Here is a 19,147-nt window from a genome sequence, read left to right on the forward strand (position 1 = left end):
ATCTGCACCCTGACCTCTCCGATCAGAACTGCGCCAGGAAGCGGACGTCGTTCGTGTACAGGTCGCGGATATCGGTGATGTTGTGTTGCCGCATGGCGATGCGCTCCACGCCCATGCCGAAGGCAAAGCCGGTGACTTCTTCGGGGTCGTAACCAACCGCCCGCAGCACGTTCGGGTCGACCATGCCGGCACCGCCGATTTCCATCCAGCCACCTTGCCAGTTGATGTCGACTTCGACACTCGGCTCGGTGAACGGGAAGAAGCTCGGGCGGAATCGCACGTGCAGGTCCTCGGACTCGCCGTAGTAGCTTTGGCAGAACATCCGCAGCACGCTCTTCAGATCGGCCATGGTCACGCCTTTGTCGACGAGCAGGCCTTCGATCTGGTGGAACATGGGATAGTGCGTAGCGTCGGCCGTGTCGGGGCGGTAGACGCGCCCGAGCGACACGATTCGCACTGGAGGAGCGGTCTGCTCCATCACGCGAATCTGCACGGTCGACGTCTGGCTTCGCAGCAACAGCGGCTTGCCATCGGGGCCTGCACCTTGATCGCTCCGCTTCGCTCCGGCCGCAGAAGCGACCGACAGATAGAAGTTGTCGAGCGGATCGCGGGCGGGGTGGCTGAGCGGTATGTTCAGCGCTTCGAAGTTGTGCCAGTCGTCTTCGATCTCAGGACCTTCCACGGCGGTGAAGCCGAGCCGGCCCATGATCTCTTTCATGCGATCGATCGTCTGCGTGATCGGGTGCAACCGACCCAAACGTGGTCGGCGACCTGGCAGCGTGACGTCGAACGCATCTTTCGACTCACCAGCGTCCGCAGAGGCTCCCCGTTGGGTGGCCGCTTCGAACGCTTGCTCGATCTGCTGTTTGACCGCGTTGAGCTTCTGACCAGCGGCGGGCTTGTCGGCCTTGTCGACCTTGCCCATCCCCTTTTGCACTGCTTTTAGCCGACCCGCTTTCGCTCCGAGAAACTCCACCCGGGCGGCTTCGAGCGCATCGGCATCGGCAGCCCCGGCAAACGCTTTTTCGGCGTCGGCGGCCAGTGCATCCAGTTCGGCGATGAAGTCCTGCAGAGCCATGACACTTGGCTATCGGCTACAGCCTGAAAAGGCTTAGGCCAAGGCGGCTTTCACTTTCTCGACCACGGCGTCGAACATCGCGGGGTCGTGAATCGCCATCTCGGAGAGCATCTTGCGGTTCAGCTCGATGTTGGCCTTCTTCAGACCGTTGGCGAACACACTGTAACGCATGCCACGCTCGCGAACAGCAGCATTGATACGAAGAATCCACAGCTTGCGGAACTCGCGGGCGCGGACCTTACGGTCGCGGAACGAATAGGCACCAGCACGAACGGCGGTTTCTTTCGCGGTTCGCAGCAGCTTGCCGCGTCCACCGCGGTAGCCTTTGACGGATTTGAAGAGACGGTTTTTCTTGCGGTTACGTGCCGCTCCGTTCGTAGTACGCATCGAATTGAATCCTCGTGGCTGTCGCTAACCGGCGTGTTCGCCAGAGCGACTGCTGTGTTGCGAGCGCCAGGCCTTTGCTCCCAGAGAGCAAACGTTATCGAGCCCGACTCGCTTGTGGGTGAGCTGTAAGGGGCGAGCTAAAAGCTTTCGGCTGTCGCTAGCACCAATCGCTCTCGATTAATAGCTGTTACCGCACAGGGCTTTGGCAACAATCTTGCTATTGGTATCGGTCGTGGTCGTGGTACCACGCAGGTTCCGCTTGCGCTTCTGATCCATCCGCGCGGCCAGGTGGCTGGTGCCTGCCTGACGGTGCTTCGCCTTGCCCTTGGCGGTCAGGCGGAACCGTTTCTTGGTACCTTTGTGAGTCTTCTGCTTTGGCATGGTGATCACCAACTTCGAATGTGAACGCTATATCGTGTGCCAGTTCGCGGGCCAAACGCCCTCACGAACCGGATAGAACCATCGCAAATAATGGCTCCAATTACCCTAGGGGCGGGCCTTACGGCACACCGCGAGCCCCGTATTGTAGCAGAACCAGCGACGGACGGAAGGGGGCTCAGCCCCGCATTCCCCCCGATCCACTGGAGGACCAGGTCGCGGCACAAACTGCCTATTCTCGCCAGCTTTGCAGCATGCACTCGGCCTTCGCGCGGCTGGCTGCCCGCTCCGAAAACCATTCGGAAAACAGCCGAGGCAATCTCCATCCGACTTTGGACCCAACCGGCTTCGCCCCCGCTGGGTTGTGCCCCCAAAAGCGGGAAATCGATTCGTGGGGGCTTTATTCTTGGTTCTACAAAATCCCTCGTCGCCGTAACCACCGACTATCAATCGACTTACAAACATTGCTCTCAAGTCCCCCAAAATCATTTCGCCCCACCCCCGTTCTACTGGGGGCAAAAGCCAATTCCATCGACCACCAACCAACTCCTGTCGGCCTACCGCATATACACCCGAACACTATCTGTTTATAGCAGATCGGGTGGCCATTTCCCAATGAAAAACGTGTGGATTGCGGAAGCCCAAGACGGCTTGGCGCCCAGCCGAAGGCATCGGCTGGCTAGGTGAAACAAGAGCAGCGTCGGCCTTCGCTTGGCGGATCGTAGCTCGACTCTGCGAGTCGTTCGAAGTTGGCTGAGCTTCGACTGATGGAACGGGTGTCGATGGGTAGAACTTTCCCTTTCGCCAACGACAAGGAGTGTTGTGCGACGATCCTTTGGGGGCCAGAAATGGCTTGCCCCGACGTGATTGACGAAGACCTTACGACCATCGGGCGCCCCCACCCAACGATAAAAAGCCGCGGAGCGTTTGCTCCGCGGCTTTCTGTGGAAACATCTTGTCGTGCGACGCGGGCTCAGTTGCCCCTTTAGTTACCGTAGTCCTCGGACGACAGCATGGGGAGCTGGCGGAGCAATACGATTTCGTCGGTGGGAGATTCGTTGGCACCGACGCCTGGATCGATCGCCTTGGCACCATGGGTGGTCAGCAACCGCTGATACACGGTGTAGTCGATATCGGCCGCAATGGCTTGGCCGTGGCCATCGGCGAACGAAGCGTTCCACACTCCGCGGGGATGTCCCGAGAAGGGGCGTGCGTAGCAAGGGCTATCGATCGGCCAATTCACGGTGCCACCGTCGTCGTTGAAAGCTTTCTGGCTGTAGTAGTTGCTGCAGTCGTAGGTCGGCTGCGTCGTCGCGACCCACACCATGCCGAGTTGCTGCTCGCCCAACTCACCAGCAGGGACACCGAACCAAGTCATCCGGAAGGTCTTGTTCAGATTTTCCGAAAGCATCAGCGTGTTCGAGGCTCCGTCACGAAGCCCGCTCATCCGCATCTTGATGTTGCTGTAAACTTGGTTGTGGAACAGCCCATTGTCCTTCGAGTCGCCTTGGTTGGAGTTACCGACACCATTGAAGTTGGTGCCGTCCCAGTCCCAACCACCAGTGTTGGCGCTGTACGTTAGACCGGCAGCCCCTTCGACCGAGATTACATCGGTATCGTCGGGACACAGGAAGATATCGATCGGGCTGATCAATCGTTGCTGGTCACCAATGGTGCCATCGACCATCACGTCGTAGACGGCTTGTTGGTCGATTTCGGGCAAGATGTGAGCGCTCCAGGCAACCAGCGATTGTTGCCGAGGATTACTGCCGGAGGTGACCGGGACGAATCCCGAACTAGCATTTTCCTGCCCGCTGTTACCTGGCTCCCAGCGGAGGTACTGAACCCCTGCGGAACCACCAGCGGCCTTCATCGGTTCGACATAGCCAGGGTACCGACTCTTACTCGACTCGTAGTTCATCACCCCGAGACTGATCTGCTTGATGTTATTCAGGCAGGTGTTCTGACGGGCACGCGCGCGGGCCGCCTGCACGGCGGGCACCAACAGACCGACGAGCATGCCGATGATGGCAATCACCACCAACAGTTCGACGAGCGTGAAACCAGAAGTTGCCGGACGGCGTGTAACGTGCTGCAAGCGCATGATAAGGGTTACTCCTCTAAAATTCCGTATACAAACGGTGAAACTGATGACGAGCGGGCGCATCAGTCGCACGTTGCCCCAGTCTCTTAGTATCCCCGATAATAGCCACCAAGGCTAGTCAATCGGTGCCCAAACCCCAAAAACCGGGCAAGACTCCCCTGCTAGCGATGGTATTCGTCCGCTGGTTGCCAATTTATTGCGTTTGGCTGCGAACCACAAAAAGCAGCGACAGATGGCCGAGTTTCGAGATCGTGTGCTTCTCGCGGCCTTCCGTGCCCGCTAGAATACCGGGAAATGCGAGGGAATCGCCGGCCGTCCAGGCCAGCCTAGTCCCCTCCGCTCGACCCCACCGTCGGCATGCTATCGAAATCAGGTTAATCTGCAATGAATCCAGCGATCGCGCCCTTGCTCCTGGCCCAGGCCCCCCCGCAACAGGCCCCCAGCCTGTTTGATAATCTGCCGATCATGATCATCATCGGGGTGATCATCCTACTACTCGGCGTGGCCGTTCTGGCGATGTCGTACAACTACCTGCGGCTATGGTTTCAGGCGTTTGTGTCGAATGTGCCGATCAATCCGCTGAGCCTAGTCGGCATGAGCCTGCGCCAGGTGAACCCGAAAACCATCCTCGAAGCGATGATTCGCGCCAAGCAGGCGGGCGTTGGTTCCGATCCGACCACCGGCATCACCATTCGCCGGTTGGAGGCCCATTACCTGGCCGGCGGCAACGTACCGCGGGTGATTCTGGCGATTATCGCCGCGCACCGGGCCGATATCGATCTCGATTTCGACCGGGCCGCTGCGATCGATCTGGCGGGTCGCGACGTACTAGATGCGGTGCAAACCAGCGTGAATCCCAAGGTGATCGACTGCCCCGACGCGAGCAACTCCACCAAAACCACCCTGAGTGCGGTCGCCAAAAATGGCGTGGAACTCAAGATTCGCGCTCGGGTGACCGTACGAACCAACCTTTCGCAACTGATCGGCGGGGCCACCGAAGAGACGATCATCGCCCGCGTCGGCGAGGGCATCATTACCGCCATCGGCTCGGCCCAGGATCACCTGCAGGTGATGGAGAACCCCGATCGCATCTCGAAAGCGGTGCTCAACCGCGGATTGGACGCCCATACCGCGTTCGAAATCGTGTCGATCGACATCGCGGACATCGATGTTGGTGAGCAAATCGGGGCGCGTCTGCAGGCCGATCAGGCCGAGGCCGACACCCGCAAGGCCCGCGCATGGGCCGAACAACGCCGGGCGGATGCGATTGCCCACGAGCAAGAGATGAAGGCCCAAGTGCAAGCCAACCGGGCGAACGTGCTGCTCGCCGAAGCCGAAGTGCCGATGGCCATGGCCGAAGCGTTCCGCCGCGGCACCCTGCAAACGACCGGGCCTTCGGGCAACGGGTCTGCTGGCTAATCGCTAGCGTTAAGCACGGAGTGCAGGCTGCCTGTGCGTGAACTTCCACGTCGGACGCTCATCCCACAATCGCAGACAATTAGCCTGGATGGGCGACTCTTAATACGCTCTAGCCTTGGCGATCGAGCGCCATTTGCATCGCCAGATTCGTGGAGTCGAGCGAGTCTTTCGAGGGAGGAACCGCCATCCGCCAGCGGTTGTTCTCGAAGATCAACTGGTAGGTAACCGTTTTGCTGCGCTCAATCGGCTTGGTAATCGCCCGGGGGAGGTCCAACTTGGGGCTCGTCGGCTTCAAGAATTCCTCTCCGATCGAATCGTCACCGAGCAAGTCCTTCTCTTCTTTTCCCAGAGACTCCAACGGATCGACAGGCGACTGATCGGGTTCTTCGGTTTCCGCTTCGTCATCGCTGGATTCGGTTCGCAGCGACGAGTAGCTGGTGTTCTGCGTGACCTCGATGGTTGCCTTCAACGGCTTGCCTGGTTCGATCACCGAGTCGACGGTCTCCGTGACTTCGATTTCGTACGAAATCGTGGCCATCCCCGATCCCGCACTATCGTGGATCGTGTGGTGGCGGGGGCCGGTGCCTTGCAGTTGTTCGCGAAGTTTATCGAGTACGCGATCGAACTTCTCTTGGGGACTCACTTCCTGCACTGCGACGGGAGTGGACGAGTCGGATTCCGAATCGCATCCGGTGAAAACCAGCAGACCAAGCCCGCAAACCAGGGGAAATACGATGCGGAACGGGGAAACAAGAGTGGATGCCATCATGACAATCGCCGTTGCGAGTAAAGTTGGATCGTAGCATGGGAAAGTGCCTGGGCTTGTCGGCAGGCAACGCCCAGCGCGCGAGCCCTTAATCATGGGGCCCACACTCCGACTGCTGCCAAGCACCAGGGGGCGAGCCCGCTGGTTCAACATACCATGGCCGAATGGTCGAGGCCACTCGAATGGGGCGTACATCGCGCCCGCTGCAGGCGAAGTAATCGCTACAATCCCTAGCGACTTTAGCGTCCGCGCTGTAGTTGGCCGCGATTGCCGGGAGCCGCAGGGCGGAACTGCATCGGCGTGCCTGGATTCGACTCGCGGAGGCGTGGATCGGCCTCTTCTTCTTCGTCTTCCGACTCGTCGGCATTCATGCCTTCGTCGTCGGTCATGCCGAAGGGCGAGTCTTGCCCGTCCATCGCCGCATCCTCGTCCAAGGGCGAGGCTTCGTCAAATGGCGACGCTTCGTCGAAAGGAGAGCCGGAGCCTTCCATCGGAAAACCATCGTCACCAGCGGGGAAACCGCCAGCATCGCCGAAGTCACCAGGTCCCATCCCTCCGGGGCCCATACCACCAGGCCCCATCCCAACTGGAAGGGCTCCCATGATCGTACCGGTCGATTCTTGCACCTTGCGACTGGCTGCTCCACGGAACATGCCAAACAAACCACCGACGGTCATCGACCCGCGGGCTTCTTCAGGAACGTCGACCGAATTGTCCGAACCAGTCGAAGCAGCGCTGGAGTCGGAATCTCCGAACGGCGAGGCCGAATCGGCCACCACGTTGGTACGGGCGTCGTCGGCAAAGGGATTATCCACGGCGGTTGGATCCGCGTCGTCCTTCATTTCGGCGACCATGGCCTCGGTGCCGTCGGCTTGCGACTTCACCGCGACTTGCCGCGCCTGGGATAAGGTCAGGCGGCTGGCCAGAGCTTCGATCGGCAACTGGTAGTCGGTCCGCAGCACCTTGGCTTCCCGCGCTTCACGGGCTTGCTTGATGGCTTCCATTTCGGCCCGACGCTCGGCCACTTTGGCGCTATCGCGGGCAGCACGACGGATGCGTTCGAGGGTCATGCGGGCCTGGCCCTGCACCGACGCGAGCGATCGATCCACCAGTGGCGACGAACTACCCATGCTGGCTTCCAACTGGGCACCCTTGGCCAAATCGGCCTGGGCTTGCTTCAAGTCTTGTTGGGCCAGGTAGGTGAGTCCCCGCAAGTAGTACCCGCGGGGATCCTCAGGGGCCTGCTCGATGGCTTCGGTTAGGTGCACAGCGGCTTGGTCGAAACGTCCAGCGAAGTACTCGCCTGCTCCGGTGGCATAAGCCGAGGTATCCGACGACTGCTGTGCAACCGCCGAACCAGCCATCACAGCCAATCCACCAACCAAACCCCAGAAATAACTATAGCTACGCACCGGATAATCCTCTGCGAATGGAATGTAACAGATCCACGCCTGCAATCCATTATGTTAATCGCGGGCTGGCCATAGTACAAACCAGAAGTCGTAGCGAAGCGAAAACTACAGGTCCCCGCTACGCCCTTCGAGTTTGGCGATTTTCGCGGCCATTTCGTCGTATTTGTCGGCCTCGAGCTGGCCTACCGAGTCTCGATCGAGCCCGAGTTTTTTGGCCTTGTTCCAGGCCGCCAGGGCGGCGCTATTCTGCTTGAGCCCCATGTGGGCCAAGGCCTTGTGGAAGTACTTCGACGCAGTCGGCTTGTCCGTTACCGCGTATTCCATGTCGTCGATGGCCTTCTGGTATTCACCCCGATTGATCAGGATGCATGCACGGGTATCGAGAATGTCGGACGTGGGGCCCATGATTTCGGTCGCCTCGTTGAGGAACTTCACCGCCTCGTTGGGCGATTGCTCCTTCGCGGCGCCGAGGGCCAGGAAGTAAGCCAGGTTGTTAAGCACTGCCGCCTTGGGGCGACCCTGCAGGCGATCTTTCTTCAGCACCTCGCGATAGATGTTCGCAGCTTGCTCGTAGTTGCCTTGCACGTCGAGCAGGCTGGCGCGAGCCAGAGCAATGGGAATAGCCCCGGGATCTTCACGATCGGCACGATCGAGCCAACCTACGATCTGGGCATCGTACTTGTCCTGCAGTTCGCTGCGACGGGCACGAACGATGCTGATGCCCGACTCGGCTACTGCGACCAACGTATCATCTTTGGCCATTTCGTCGAGCATGCTGAAGGCTTTATCCGCGTCGCGATGCACGCCCAGGAACTGGACGAACGCCAGTTGATCTCCCAGCGAGGCACCGGGGCGAGAAACCAACAACTTCAAGAGATTCTCGGCCGTTGACAAATCGTCCATCGCGGTAAGCAGCTGAGCAATGCGAGCAATCAGACGATATTCGTTCTCCTGCAGATTCTCCATATTCTTGGGCAACATCTTGCGGACCGCTTGCTGGGCTTCCGCTTTCTTCCCGACGCGATCGTACACCATCGAAGCCAGTTCGTAGGTGCCTAACGAAGTGGGAGCAATGCGTTGCAACTGGCGAAGCTGATCTTCGGCATCTCGCAGGTCGCTATCACCACCACGATCGAGCAGCATGCGAATGTAAGTGTCACGCACCGCGAATGCATCGGGATAACGCGTACGCACCGAGATCATGTGGTCGCGGCACTTTGGCCAGTTGCCGACCGCGAAGTACAATTTGCCGAGCATCAGATCCATGTCGGGCGTCAAACGTTGCTGGGCTTGTACTTCTTCCAGCAAGCGAATCGCTTTGTTCCGCGAAACAGGCTCGGGACGTCCGGCCAGAAGCTTGGCCATTTCTAGTTTGTCTTCCACCGAAAGCGTTTTGTTTTCGGCATTCGAAGCCAACAGCTTTTCCGCCTTCAGAGAGTCCTGGTAGCTACCGGTCGAAGCGTAAATACGAGCCGCGACTCGGCGAGCCCAGTTGGCATTTTGCTTGGAGACCGACTCGGGATCCTCGTTGTTCTGCTCGAGAATGTCGTTGATCAGCGAAACCGCCTTGGCATTGCCATCTGGCAGCGGATAACGGCGACTCATGTAGAACAAGGCCATTTGCTTGGCGAGATCGTCGGCATTGGGATTTTGCTCGTAGGCCAGACGATAGGTGTTCTCGGCATCGAACCAGCGACCCATGTTCTCGTAACTACGAGCAACGAGCAGGGCTTGCTGATCCTCTTCCAGCGTGAGTTGTGCCTTACGCAACGACGACTCAGCGACGCTCCGCAATTCGGCGGCTTCCTCTCGCAACTTCTTGATTTCTGTCTCGGAACCGCTCTTCTTTTCCAGGTCGTTGGCTTCCGCCATGAGTCGGCCGCTGTTCACTAGCAGGTTACTGATGTAAGCCATCCAGGTAGCTGCCGAATCGGGATTCAACTCCACCGCCTTGGCCAGCGCTTCGCCTGCCTTCTCACGCGATTCGTTGCGGACTTCTTCGGGAACGAGCCCCAAGCCCGAAAGGGCTTCGAGGAACTGACCGTACCAGAGTTGCACGCTGGCACTCTCCGGTCCCTTGCCAGAGGTCGCATACCGCTCAGCCGCCTCGGCTGCGTCGCGGAACTTGCCTGATCGGAACAACAGCTGAGGATAGTCGCGACCGATCAGCAACACGCTGACGCTCGCTCCATAAGGCTCCAGCTGATCCAAGGCTTCCTTGTAATTGCCTTGAGCTTGCAACAGCTTGACGTATTGCACCAAGGCAGCCGCATTGCCTCGACCAAGCTTGAAACCTTCGCGATAGTCTTCCAGGGCTCCCAGGAAGTCACGATCCTGCATCTTTACCGAAGCACGCACGATGTAGGGATCGCTCCAATCAGGACGCTCCTGCAAGGCGAGTTTCACTTGTTGGAAAGCCGCTTCTTTCAGCTTCTCGTTCTTCGGATCATTCCGGTACTTCGCTGCATTGCGAACCGCTTCGGTAAACGCGTAGGTCGGGTCGTCCTTACTTCCTGCAGCTTTCAGCAGCAGCTCTTGGGCTTGCTGCATGGCGGTATCGTCGTTGCGACTAGCGGCCAGCTCAAACACCTGCATCAACGATGGCAGGTCGTTCGGGCTCATCTCGACCACCTTCTTCCAGGCGGCCTCGCCTTCGTCGCGGAGCTTGGCACGGATCAGCCGAGTAGCGATCCCCTTCCAGAGCTCGATTTGGTCGCTATCTTTCCAGCCATCGATTCCTTCGGTCAGCGACATCAGCTCGTCGGCCAAGGTCTCCTTGTTCATTGCCATGTACAAATCGGCGCGGTCGAGCCGCAGCAGTCGCTGATCACCAAAGTTCTTCATGGTTCGATCAAGCAGCAGCAGCGCGTCTTCGGGACCCCGCTCGGGATCGACCGCCACCAACTTCACCACTGCTCGTTGGACCGACAAATCGTCTTTGGCCATTTCATACGCTTCGCGAAGCTTACCACGAGCCTCGGCGTACATTTTGCGGCTCACAAGCACTTGGGCCTCGATCAGCTTTCGCTGCACTTCGGTCCGATCGTTGTCGTCACACCATTTCTGCACATACTGATCGAAGGCATTCCAGTTCTGGCTGGCTTCGTCTTTGGCCAACTCGGCCTTGAGCCGCTCATCAAAGCTGCTCGCGGCTGTCGCCGAGGCGGCGATGCCACCCTTTAACCGGCGTTCGGCCTGGCGAAGCATCTCGAGGGCCATTTTGTTGCCAGGGAACTGATTCACCAGGCGTTTGAAGACCTCGTAGGCTTTTTCGTCGTAACCAATCTTCTGATAGGCCATGCCGAGCAACAGATCGGCCTGCAGTTGCAGACGGATGTTGCCCACCAGCTTCGAACGAACATCTTCCAAGGCTTTACTCGCAGGCAACCATTCGTCTTTGGCGGCCAGCAGTCGAGCTTTCTGCAATTCGAGCCGGGGGCTCTGCATCTTGGCCTCGTTCTCAAACTCGTTGACCGTGGCTTGAGCGCCGGTGAGGTCGCCGGAATCGATTTGAACATCGATCTTCGCCAGCAACAGCTGCAGCTTGCCATTCTCGCTAACTTTTTTCAGACCCTTTTCAATCTCTTCCAAGGCAGCCTGATGCTTGCCTTTGCTGCTTTCCATGGCAGCCAACTGGGCGTAGAACACGGCCAGGTCGGTGTCGCTCTGCAGACCTTCTTTCAGGTACTTTTCTGCGGTTTCCGAGTCGTCGTTGCGCAGGGCCTCTTCGGCCAGGGCGAGCAGCACTTCGGGTTTGGTGGGCTCTAGCTTATAGGCCTTCTGCAAAGCATCGGAGGCTTTTTGGCCATAGTCGGCATCGGATCCTTCGCCTTTGTCTACCGACCCGAGATACATCCCGTACTCAAGCTGAGCGTCGGCCGAATCGGGATTGACCTGCACCATCTGCTCTTCGACTCGCATCGCCAGCTTGGTATTGTCCAAATCGCGATTCAGCGTACGAGCCAGCATCGCGTAGTTCTTCGCGTTGTTGGGAGCAATCGCTTCTTCGACAGAGAACTTCTCCGTCTTGGGGTTGTAACCAACCAACTTGTAGAACACTTCGACTGCTTCGCGCGGTTGCTTGTTGTAGACCAGACAGCGAGCTTGCCGCTCGAGCAATTCCTGATCCTCCGGGCTCTTATTGATCAGAATCTTGATCTGGTCGAGCGAATCTTTGGCAAAATAGGGCTCCAGCTCCGGAGAGCAGAGCAGATCGAGATAATGGCGTCGCAGATCGTCCTGGCCCGAGAACTTGAACAGCGCGTCGGAGATCACATTCCGAATCTTGCTGAACTCGTAGAACTCTTTCTCTTCCACCAACTGGTTCGCGTAGTCGACGTAGAGCATCGCGCGGTCGACCAGGATCTCCTCGTCTTCCGGCTTGAAGTCGAGGTAGGTGTTGTAGATCGAAATGGCCTTGCGAATATCGCCCTCTTCCTTGGCCGTCGCGGCGCGGTCGAGCAAGTTGCTGGCATTGCCGGTCATTCGCCAACGCCAGACACCGTAGATGGCACCTGCGGCCACGACGGAGCCTACTAAAATACCGACCAACAAGGTGTAATTAACGCGATAGCGCTGCATCAGGTTATCCCGAATACTTGGTAGTAGAAGTGCGTTAGCGGTCGACTGGGTAAACAGCCTGAGCGCTGAAAAACAATCAAAATGGTAGCTGGTGCCTCGGCCGGGCGATACAGGCGTGGGTGCCGATCGACACAACCGAACCGTTCCATCGAGGAGTTACATGCTGCTAGGCCGGGAAACCGGGCCTGCGCAATCTCCATTCATCCTATCCGTGAGGGGGTAGCTGTCAACGAACCCAAGCCTCGCTGGCGGTGGATTGCGGCTCTGCTCGGCCAAAAAAGTCACTGCCATCGCCATGGTCGCCACGCTCGGCATATTCCAACCTGATTGTCGATTAACGAATCAACAACCAGTAAGGAGCCGATCGCGGGGCAGCTTCCGGCGTTTCGAGCGGAGCCTCGGGGCTGGCCGATTCCTGGGCCACCAACGACACCGGGCCGCGTCCTAGCAGTTTGGTGTCGATTTCCACCTCACCGTTACTCCCCTCTACGTAACCTACCTGACGATAGTTCTGCAGAATTGCAAATCCTGGAGAATCCGCAGGGCCAATCACGCGGACTTTGAGGATCGAATCCGCAGGTACCAATGGGGAGGGGGAAACTTGGAGTTGAATCGGAGGTGAATTCCCTTGCTCAGGTGACGATTCAGCCGAGTCCGCGCCCGATTCGCCCGGCTCTTCTGGCGATTCTTCGCTAGCTGCCACGTAGAACGGCACAACATCTCGACCACGGAAGCCAATCTCGTCGCTGGTCGACGCTACAACCCGCAACTCGTGCCAGCCATGCCCCATTTTGGTCACGTCGACCGGCACCGTCACGGCCTTGGGAACCTGCGCCAGCAGCAGCCCATCGATGAACAGCTGATACTGCTCCACCTGGGTGCCTGGTTGCGGGGTGACTTTCACTTGCAGGGGAAACTGCCCGCGGACGGTTTGGCCGGGCTCGATTCCGGCGACTTCCACCTCCGGCGGCTTGGCCCACGGCTGACACAGCGGATCGCCAACGATCAGCAACTGGTAAGGCCCGGGGATCGACTGGTAATAGGCCTCGCCTAACGAGGCACCGCGATAGTAGTGCAGGTGCATGTTGGGGAGCGGGAACTTTGCCTGCACGGCGTAAGGTTCCCGAACCGTACCGCTCGAGCCAGCCGCGCCGGCTTGCAGCCAGGCGGAGAGTTTGGTCTGCGAAATCGCATCGAACTGGCCACCGAAGCTGGTAAAGTGCTCGCAAATCGCCCCGGGGGCGATCGATACCGAGCTGTCGACCTTGAACCCCGCGGTGCCGGCCATGATTCCCAGCACGTCTTTCGCGTTGGTCGGTACTTTGCCGTCCTCGATCACTGCTTGGGCCCCCTCGGCTTTCAGCTGGGCGACCGTTTCGGCGAAGCACCCATGGCGCGTGCTCGAGCGAATATCGCTGTTCTTCATAAAGTAGAACGTCCCCTTTGGCTGGGTCGCATCGGCCGCTTTGGCCCGGCTGAGGTAGTTGCAGACCTCCTCCACGGTGTTGCCCCGGTCGACGGTCACTCCGAGCATGGTGGAGATGAAGTACATCTGCCCCTTTTCGCGGTCGGTCGTCGGCTCCCCTTCTTTCGACCAGTAGGTGCGGGCCTCGAAACCGCGGGTGACCACCTTGCCACAGGTGGTACATTTCGCCTGATTCTTGCGAGCCTCTGGCGGTACGTACCAGTTGACCGAAGGCATCACCATGCCAGGCTGGTTCTGCTGCACGTACACCCACAGGTAAGTCGCCCCGGTGAGCGACGCTTGAGAGTTAAACGGAGCCGGAGGCTTGTTGTCTTTGAACTCTTCGCGGAAATCGATGCGGTAGGGGAAGTCGGAAGAGTAAACCACGTACTCCACCTGGCGGGAGAGCTTCCGCTGGTCGATCTCCTTGAGAATCGGCACCAGAATCTGCTCGCGAAACTCGGTGCCAGAGATCTTGGTAGTGTCCCCCTGCCAATCAAGGTACATCACGTTGCGCGGGGGAATCTTGCGGAGCCGGATGTAATGATTCGCGATCGCCATGGACGAGTCGCTATGGCTGTTGACCACGAGCATGATGCTCTCAGGCCCACCTGCCGCCTGGCTTCGGCTCGAGCAAACCACGGCCATCAACAAGGCGAGAAATAGGCAGGCGTTCAGCAATCGCATGAAGACTCCAGCGTCGGTCTACCGACGAACTTCGTAGGGCGCGGGGGGTAAGGTCACCTTTCTTTGTACGCCACCACGCCGGTGGCCGCAAATCAAACGCCGCTGCCAGCATCAGGCGACTCGCTACGCTTGCGGCCGTTTTGCCGGTACAATCGTCACGTGTAGTCCTCCCTTTCCGCGTTGGTATTGGCCACGATGTCCAGCAATCTCGAAAAACGCGAACTGGTTTTCGCCGCCCGCGACGTGACCAAGGTCTATCACATGGGCGAAGTCGACGTGCACGCCCTGCGGGGAGTCGACCTCGAACTCTACTCCGGCGAATTCGTGGTACTGCTCGGCCCCAGCGGTAGCGGCAAAAGCACCTTGCTGAACATCCTCGGTGGGCTCGACGTGCCGACCAGCGGCACCATCGAGTACCGTGGACAAACCTTGACCAAGTTCGACGATCGGGCGCTTACGCAGTATCGCCGCAAGCACGTGGGCTTCGTGTTTCAGTTCTACAACCTGATTCCCAGCCTGACCGCCGAAGAGAACGTGGCCCTGATCACCGAGATTGCCACCAGCCCGATGAGCCCGATCGAGGCCCTGGCGCTGGTCGACCTGGCCAAACGCCGCACCCACTTTCCCGCCCAACTCTCGGGCGGCGAACAGCAGCGGGTGGCAATCGCCCGCGCCGTGGCCAAGCGTCCCGACGTGCTGCTGTGCGACGAACCGACCGGCGCGCTCGACGTGCATACTGGCATTCTCGTGCTCGACGCCGTCCAACGCATCAACGAAGAACTCGGCACCACCACCGCGGTGATTACCCACAACGCGATCATTGCCGAAATGGCCGACCGGGTGATTCACGTCTCCGACGGGCGGATTGCCAGCACCGACTACAACAGCAAGAAGCGCCGGGCGGAAGATCTGGAGTGGTAACCGCCCCAGCATGCTGTCCGATTGCTCAGGCGGGCAACTCGCTCGGCCGCGCTAGAACCCGCTTAGGCTCCGCAGGTACGACACCGCATTGCCGAAGAACGTTTCTGGGTCGTTCGTGCCCGAGCCATCGATTGTGGCCCAACCTTGATAGCCCTGGGCGTCGAGCTGCGCCATGACTGCGGGCCAGTCGACCGAGCCTCGCCCAAGCTCCACGGCCACCGACTTGCCGGTGCCGAACTCGCGGATCGAGTCGCCCGCAGTGACGTAGGCAATCGAGTCGCTCAGCTGCTCCAAGGCCTGATGCACATCGTGCCCCGCGGCGGTGATCTTGCCGGGATGCACTGCGGTGGCCAAGGTTCCTTCGGAGAACTTCCCTAGCAACGCGGCCAGCTCACTCGGTTCGAAATCACTGGTTTCGATCGCGAAGCGGGCGCCGAGTCGATTGCCTTCGCGGGCCAGCAGTTCGAGCGATTGCTGCAGCACCTCGCAGCGGGGATCGTCGTCGGCCGGCAGATCGTCGCAGATGCGTCCCACCAGCACGCGGGCGCCGAGCTTGGCGGCGATTTGCATCGCCTGACAAGTGCCTTGCAACCGCCGATCGAGTTCGGCGGCGACATCGTATCCGCGCCGCGTGGGGTAAGTAACCGCGGCCAAACGCACGTTGGCATCGTCCAACCACTTGCGCAACTGACGGATGCCGGTCTGCGACAGATCGCTCAGCGGGACCTCGGTGCGGAAATCAAGCTCGACCCCGTCGGCCTGCAACTGGGCGGCAGTCATCAGTGCTCGACGGAGCGAACTGGCTAACGAGCGGGTCGGCAAGCCTATTTTAACGATTGTCACGATTAATGGCAGACGGTTTATGGTGAGCGATTCGGCCGAATACAAACATGGCCGTAGTGCTACGGTACATTTTCGTGGTACCCATTGGCAACTACCCTCGGCCTTCGCCCTTAACCATTTTGCTATTTATGTTCTGTCGTTTGCTTTCGCTGCTGACCATCGCTGCCCTGCTAATCGGAGCTCCGCTGGCGCATGGGCGCAAGGTGGGGCAATCGGCGATTTTTGCGAACTCGTTCGACGAGTCGAACGACACGAACTACGACACCTGGCCCGACTATTGGACGCGGCAAACCAGCCCCGAATATCCCCACTACACTAAGATTGAAATCATCGACGACCCAACCGCCGACGATGGTCGCAGTCTTAAAGTCGACTTTGATGGCGGTGGAGCGTTTCTTTCGACTCCCGACATCCCGATTCTCCCCAAGTTCGGCTACAAGATTTACGTCCGCGCGAAGGCCTCGGGTCTCAAGCGAACCGAAGCCCGCATGGTGATCGAGTTCCGCAATCGGCAACAAGAACGTCTGCAGGTGGAGTACAGCGATCCGATCATCTCCGATGGCAAATGGCACGACGTGCAGATCGATTCGGTTCGTCCCAAGACCGACGACATCGACCGGGCGGTGATCTACCTCGACGCTCCTCGCGGCCGCCGGGGCGATTTGGATGCTGAGCTGTTTCTCGACTACGTGATCCTCGACCGGCTCCCCAGCATGGTCGTGAAAACCGGCAGCCAGTACAACGTGTACAACGACTTCAAGGAAGTGCGTGTGGAATGCACGCTGTCGGGCATTCGTGAACAGAATCCCGAGATTCGCTTCCAGTTGCTCGACGAAACCAGCCGCGAAATCAAGGACAAAACCGCGACCAAACGCCTGAATGGCCGATTGATCGTCGAAGACACCTTTAACGCAGACGACATCGTCGGTGCTATCGGCAACCGTCCCAGCGGCTACGAGGGTACCCAGTACTGGACCCCCAACATCGAAGACTATGGCTTCTATAAGATCCGGGTCGAGATGCTTCGCGAGGAGCAGGGGGGCGAAGCGTCGAGCGACAACGACGTGGTCGACGACTACGAGCGTCAGCTCGAGAAAAAGGTGATTACACTGGCGGTGCTACCGAAGCTCCCCCGCCCGATACATGGAGAATTCGGCTGGACGCTGCCGATGGCGGACGATCCACTGAACTTCGACATCTTGTCGGAGCTGCTCCCTCGCGTCGGCGTGCACTGGGTAAAGCTCCCCGTCTGGTATCCCGTGGGGGACCACAACCGGGGCGAAGAGATCATTCGCTTTGCCGAACGAACCTCGGCCAACGACATCGAGATGGTCGGCATTCTCGATAGCCCGCTGGTCGACACGCTTGTGAAACGCGATCCAAACGCGCCGACCGATATTGCCGACATCCTGCTTACCGACCCGTCGTTCTGGCAACCACAGTTTGAACACGTGATGACCCGGCTCAGCTTGCGACTTCGCTGGTGGCAGCTCGGCAACGACTGGGACACAAGCTTTTACGGCTACTCGGAGCTTCCCAAGAAACTGCTGAGCATCCGCAAGCACCTGTTCCGGTTCGGCCAGGACGTTCGGCTAGGACTCGGCTGGCGATGGCCGCAGGAAGGCAAAGAGGAAGAGTGGCTGCCGCCGCACGACGATCCGATCTGGGAATATGAACAGATGTCGTCGCTTCCGCCGCTCTCGGCCGACCAGCTCGACAAACAGATGGCCGAACACCCTCCAGGCAAACCCGCCCGCTGGGTGCTCGTGGATCCCACCATGTATTCGTCGTTTGATCGCGAAGAGAAGGATTTGAACGACGACGAAAAAGAGGTGCTTCACGAAGACCACGTCCGTCAGTTCGTGCGACAGATGGTGGCTGCCAAGATTCACGGTGCCGATGGCATATTCGTGGGCAATCCGTTCACCGGTCCCGAAGGGGTGATGAACACCGATGGCACGCCCGGCGAGCTATTGCTGCCGTGGCGAACCGCGGCCAGTTTGCTGGGGGGATGCCATTACCTCGGCGAGCTCGATCTGCCCAGCCATAGCCGAAACTACGTGTTTCAGGACGCGAATGGGAAGGTGTTGATGATTGCCTGGAACGATACTCCTGTGACCGAACATCTGTACCTCGGCGAACAAGTGGAACAAATCGATGTGTGGGGTCGCCGGACGACCTTAGAACTCGACGACCAGGACAAGGTCTCGGTGGAGATCGATCGGAATCCCTCCTTCATCATCGGCCTGAATCCCGCAGTGACCCAATGGCGGATGGCCGTGGAGTTCGACCGGCTAAACATCCCCAGCGTCTTCGCTCGCCCTCATGCGAATCTCATTCGGGGTTCGAACCATTTCACCCAAGGCGTCACCGGCAAGTACACCATCTTCGTGCCGGAACGATTGGACGAAGGCGACGACGATGACGACGATGAAGAACTCTCGGTATTCGGCGAACGACGGAACAAGAAGTGGGAGATCCTGCCCCGCTCCGGCGAGTTCTCCATCGGTTCCAACGAACCGTACGAAGTGCCAATAAACATCGTGCTCGACGAAGCCACCTACGGGCCGCAAGCAGTCCGTATCGACTTCGAAATCGAAGCCGACAAAATCTACAAGTTCAGTGTCTGGCGCACGTTGCATGTTGGTCTAGGCGATATCACCATCGACATTGCCACGAAGATCGACGAACGCGGCCAACTGATCGTCGAACAACGGATGACCAACAACAACGGGCAGACCAGCGACTTCAAGTGCCTGCTCTACGCGAAAGGGCGACGACGTAAACGGACCCAGGTGGTGATGCTCGGCCCCGATGGCAACACCAAGCTGTATCAGTACCCCAATGGCGAGCAACTGCTCGGCAACACGTTGCGACTGCGGGCCGAAGAGATCAACGGCAGCCGCGTGCTGATCTATCGCTTCAAGGCGGTCGAAGGGGGCGAACTACCGGCGGAAGAGCCAAAGCCACCCGCTCGGCCGTCGACCGTTCCGGCGACTGCTCCCGCCACCCTTCCAGCCACATCCCCGGCGACGGTTCCAGCAACCACCGCGACCACGGGGCCCAGCAGCAGCTAGCCAAGCGAAAATAGTCGTATCCCGAATCG

The 19,147-nt window shown here is 59.1% G+C and carries 12 protein-coding genes; 3 read left to right on the plus strand and 9 right to left on the minus strand.

All coding sequences use genetic code 11. The features are described from left to right. Positions 1 to 22: 22 nt before the first annotated feature. From pheS to Pan181_RS25420, 4 genes are all read right to left on the minus strand, one after another. On the minus strand, positions 23 to 1,078 hold the full coding sequence (gene pheS, locus Pan181_RS25405) for a phenylalanine--tRNA ligase subunit alpha (RefSeq protein WP_145251742.1): 1,056 nt from the start codon (positions 1,076 to 1,078) through the stop codon (positions 23 to 25). A gap of 33 nt (positions 1,079 to 1,111) precedes the next feature. Then, on the minus strand, positions 1,112 to 1,465 hold the full coding sequence (gene rplT / locus Pan181_RS25410) for a 50S ribosomal protein L20 (protein WP_145251744.1): 354 nt from the start codon (positions 1,463 to 1,465) through the stop codon (positions 1,112 to 1,114). A gap of 177 nt (positions 1,466 to 1,642) precedes the next feature. Further along, entirely contained in the window at positions 1,643 to 1,846 is a 204-nt protein-coding gene (gene rpmI, locus Pan181_RS25415) for a 50S ribosomal protein L35 (RefSeq protein ID WP_145251746.1), read from the minus strand. A 982-nt stretch (positions 1,847 to 2,828) separates the two neighbouring features. After that, positions 2,829 to 3,947 (minus strand): DUF1559 family PulG-like putative transporter, encoded by a 1,119-nt coding sequence (locus tag Pan181_RS25420; RefSeq protein WP_197529316.1) that lies wholly within the window; start codon positions 3,945 to 3,947, stop codon positions 2,829 to 2,831. A gap of 465 nt (positions 3,948 to 4,412) precedes the next feature. On the opposite strand from Pan181_RS25420, the gene floA reads away from it, so the two are divergent. Next, positions 4,413 to 5,366, plus strand: a complete 954-nt coding sequence (floA, locus tag Pan181_RS25425) for a flotillin-like protein FloA (protein WP_231943894.1) — start codon at positions 4,413 to 4,415, stop codon at positions 5,364 to 5,366. Between the two features lie 109 nt (positions 5,367 to 5,475). On the opposite strand, the gene Pan181_RS25430 is transcribed toward floA, so the two are convergent. From Pan181_RS25430 to Pan181_RS25445, 4 genes are all read right to left on the minus strand, one after another. Continuing rightward, entirely contained in the window at positions 5,476 to 6,135 is a 660-nt protein-coding gene (locus tag Pan181_RS25430) for a hypothetical protein (RefSeq protein ID WP_145251752.1), read from the minus strand. A gap of 236 nt (positions 6,136 to 6,371) precedes the next feature. Next, positions 6,372 to 7,544, minus strand: a complete 1,173-nt coding sequence (locus tag Pan181_RS25435) for a tetratricopeptide repeat protein (protein WP_145251754.1) — start codon at positions 7,542 to 7,544, stop codon at positions 6,372 to 6,374. Positions 7,545 to 7,649: 105 nt separating this feature from the next. Then, positions 7,650 to 12,125 carry a tetratricopeptide repeat protein gene (locus tag Pan181_RS25440; RefSeq protein ID WP_145251756.1) on the minus strand — a complete coding sequence of 1,492 codons (4,476 nt, stop codon included), beginning with the start codon at positions 12,123 to 12,125 and terminating at the stop codon, positions 7,650 to 7,652. Positions 12,126 to 12,459: 334 nt separating this feature from the next. Beyond that, positions 12,460 to 14,277, minus strand: a complete 1,818-nt coding sequence (locus Pan181_RS25445; RefSeq protein ID WP_145251758.1) for a TIGR03790 family protein — start codon at positions 14,275 to 14,277, stop codon at positions 12,460 to 12,462. A 195-nt stretch (positions 14,278 to 14,472) separates the two neighbouring features. Here Pan181_RS25445 and Pan181_RS25450 point away from each other — a divergent pair, with 195 nt between their 5' ends. Continuing rightward, complete coding sequence (locus tag Pan181_RS25450) at positions 14,473 to 15,198, plus strand: ABC transporter ATP-binding protein (protein ID WP_145251760.1); 726 nt, start codon at positions 14,473 to 14,475, stop codon at positions 15,196 to 15,198. A gap of 51 nt (positions 15,199 to 15,249) precedes the next feature. On the opposite strand, the gene Pan181_RS25455 is transcribed toward Pan181_RS25450, so the two are convergent. Next, positions 15,250 to 15,978, minus strand: a complete 729-nt coding sequence (locus Pan181_RS25455; RefSeq protein WP_197528711.1) for a sugar phosphate isomerase/epimerase family protein — start codon at positions 15,976 to 15,978, stop codon at positions 15,250 to 15,252. Between the two features lie 191 nt (positions 15,979 to 16,169). Between Pan181_RS25455 and Pan181_RS25460 the strand changes: the two genes are divergently transcribed. Continuing rightward, positions 16,170 to 19,118 carry a hypothetical protein gene (locus Pan181_RS25460; protein WP_145251764.1) on the plus strand — a complete coding sequence of 983 codons (2,949 nt, stop codon included), beginning with the start codon at positions 16,170 to 16,172 and terminating at the stop codon, positions 19,116 to 19,118. The last annotated feature ends 29 nt before the right edge of the window (positions 19,119 to 19,147 follow it).

This window comes from Aeoliella mucimassa (assembly GCF_007748035.1).
Classification (GTDB): Bacteria; Planctomycetota; Planctomycetia; order Pirellulales; family Lacipirellulaceae; genus Aeoliella; species Aeoliella mucimassa.

Coding starts and splice junctions, on each gene's coding strand:
- pheS (WP_145251742.1), bottom strand. CDS start 1,078: ATGGCTCTGCAGGACTTCATCGCCGAACTGGATGCACTGGCCGCCGAC.
- Pan181_RS25440 (WP_145251756.1), bottom strand. CDS start 12,125: ATGCAGCGCTATCGCGTTAATTACACCTTGTTGGTCGGTATTTTAGTA.
- rpmI (WP_145251746.1), bottom strand. CDS start 1,846: ATGCCAAAGCAGAAGACTCACAAAGGTACCAAGAAACGGTTCCGCCTG.
- Pan181_RS25430 (WP_145251752.1), bottom strand. CDS start 6,135: ATGATGGCATCCACTCTTGTTTCCCCGTTCCGCATCGTATTTCCCCTG.
- Pan181_RS25450 (WP_145251760.1), top strand. CDS start 14,473: ATGTCCAGCAATCTCGAAAAACGCGAACTGGTTTTCGCCGCCCGCGAC.
- Pan181_RS25445 (WP_145251758.1), bottom strand. CDS start 14,277: ATGCGATTGCTGAACGCCTGCCTATTTCTCGCCTTGTTGATGGCCGTG.
- floA (WP_231943894.1), top strand. CDS start 4,413: ATGATCATCATCGGGGTGATCATCCTACTACTCGGCGTGGCCGTTCTG.
- Pan181_RS25455 (WP_197528711.1), bottom strand. CDS start 15,978: ATGACTGCCGCCCAGTTGCAGGCCGACGGGGTCGAGCTTGATTTCCGC.
- Pan181_RS25420 (WP_197529316.1), bottom strand. CDS start 3,947: ATGCGCTTGCAGCACGTTACACGCCGTCCGGCAACTTCTGGTTTCACG.
- rplT (WP_145251744.1), bottom strand. CDS start 1,465: ATGCGTACTACGAACGGAGCGGCACGTAACCGCAAGAAAAACCGTCTC.
- Pan181_RS25460 (WP_145251764.1), top strand. CDS start 16,170: ATGTTCTGTCGTTTGCTTTCGCTGCTGACCATCGCTGCCCTGCTAATC.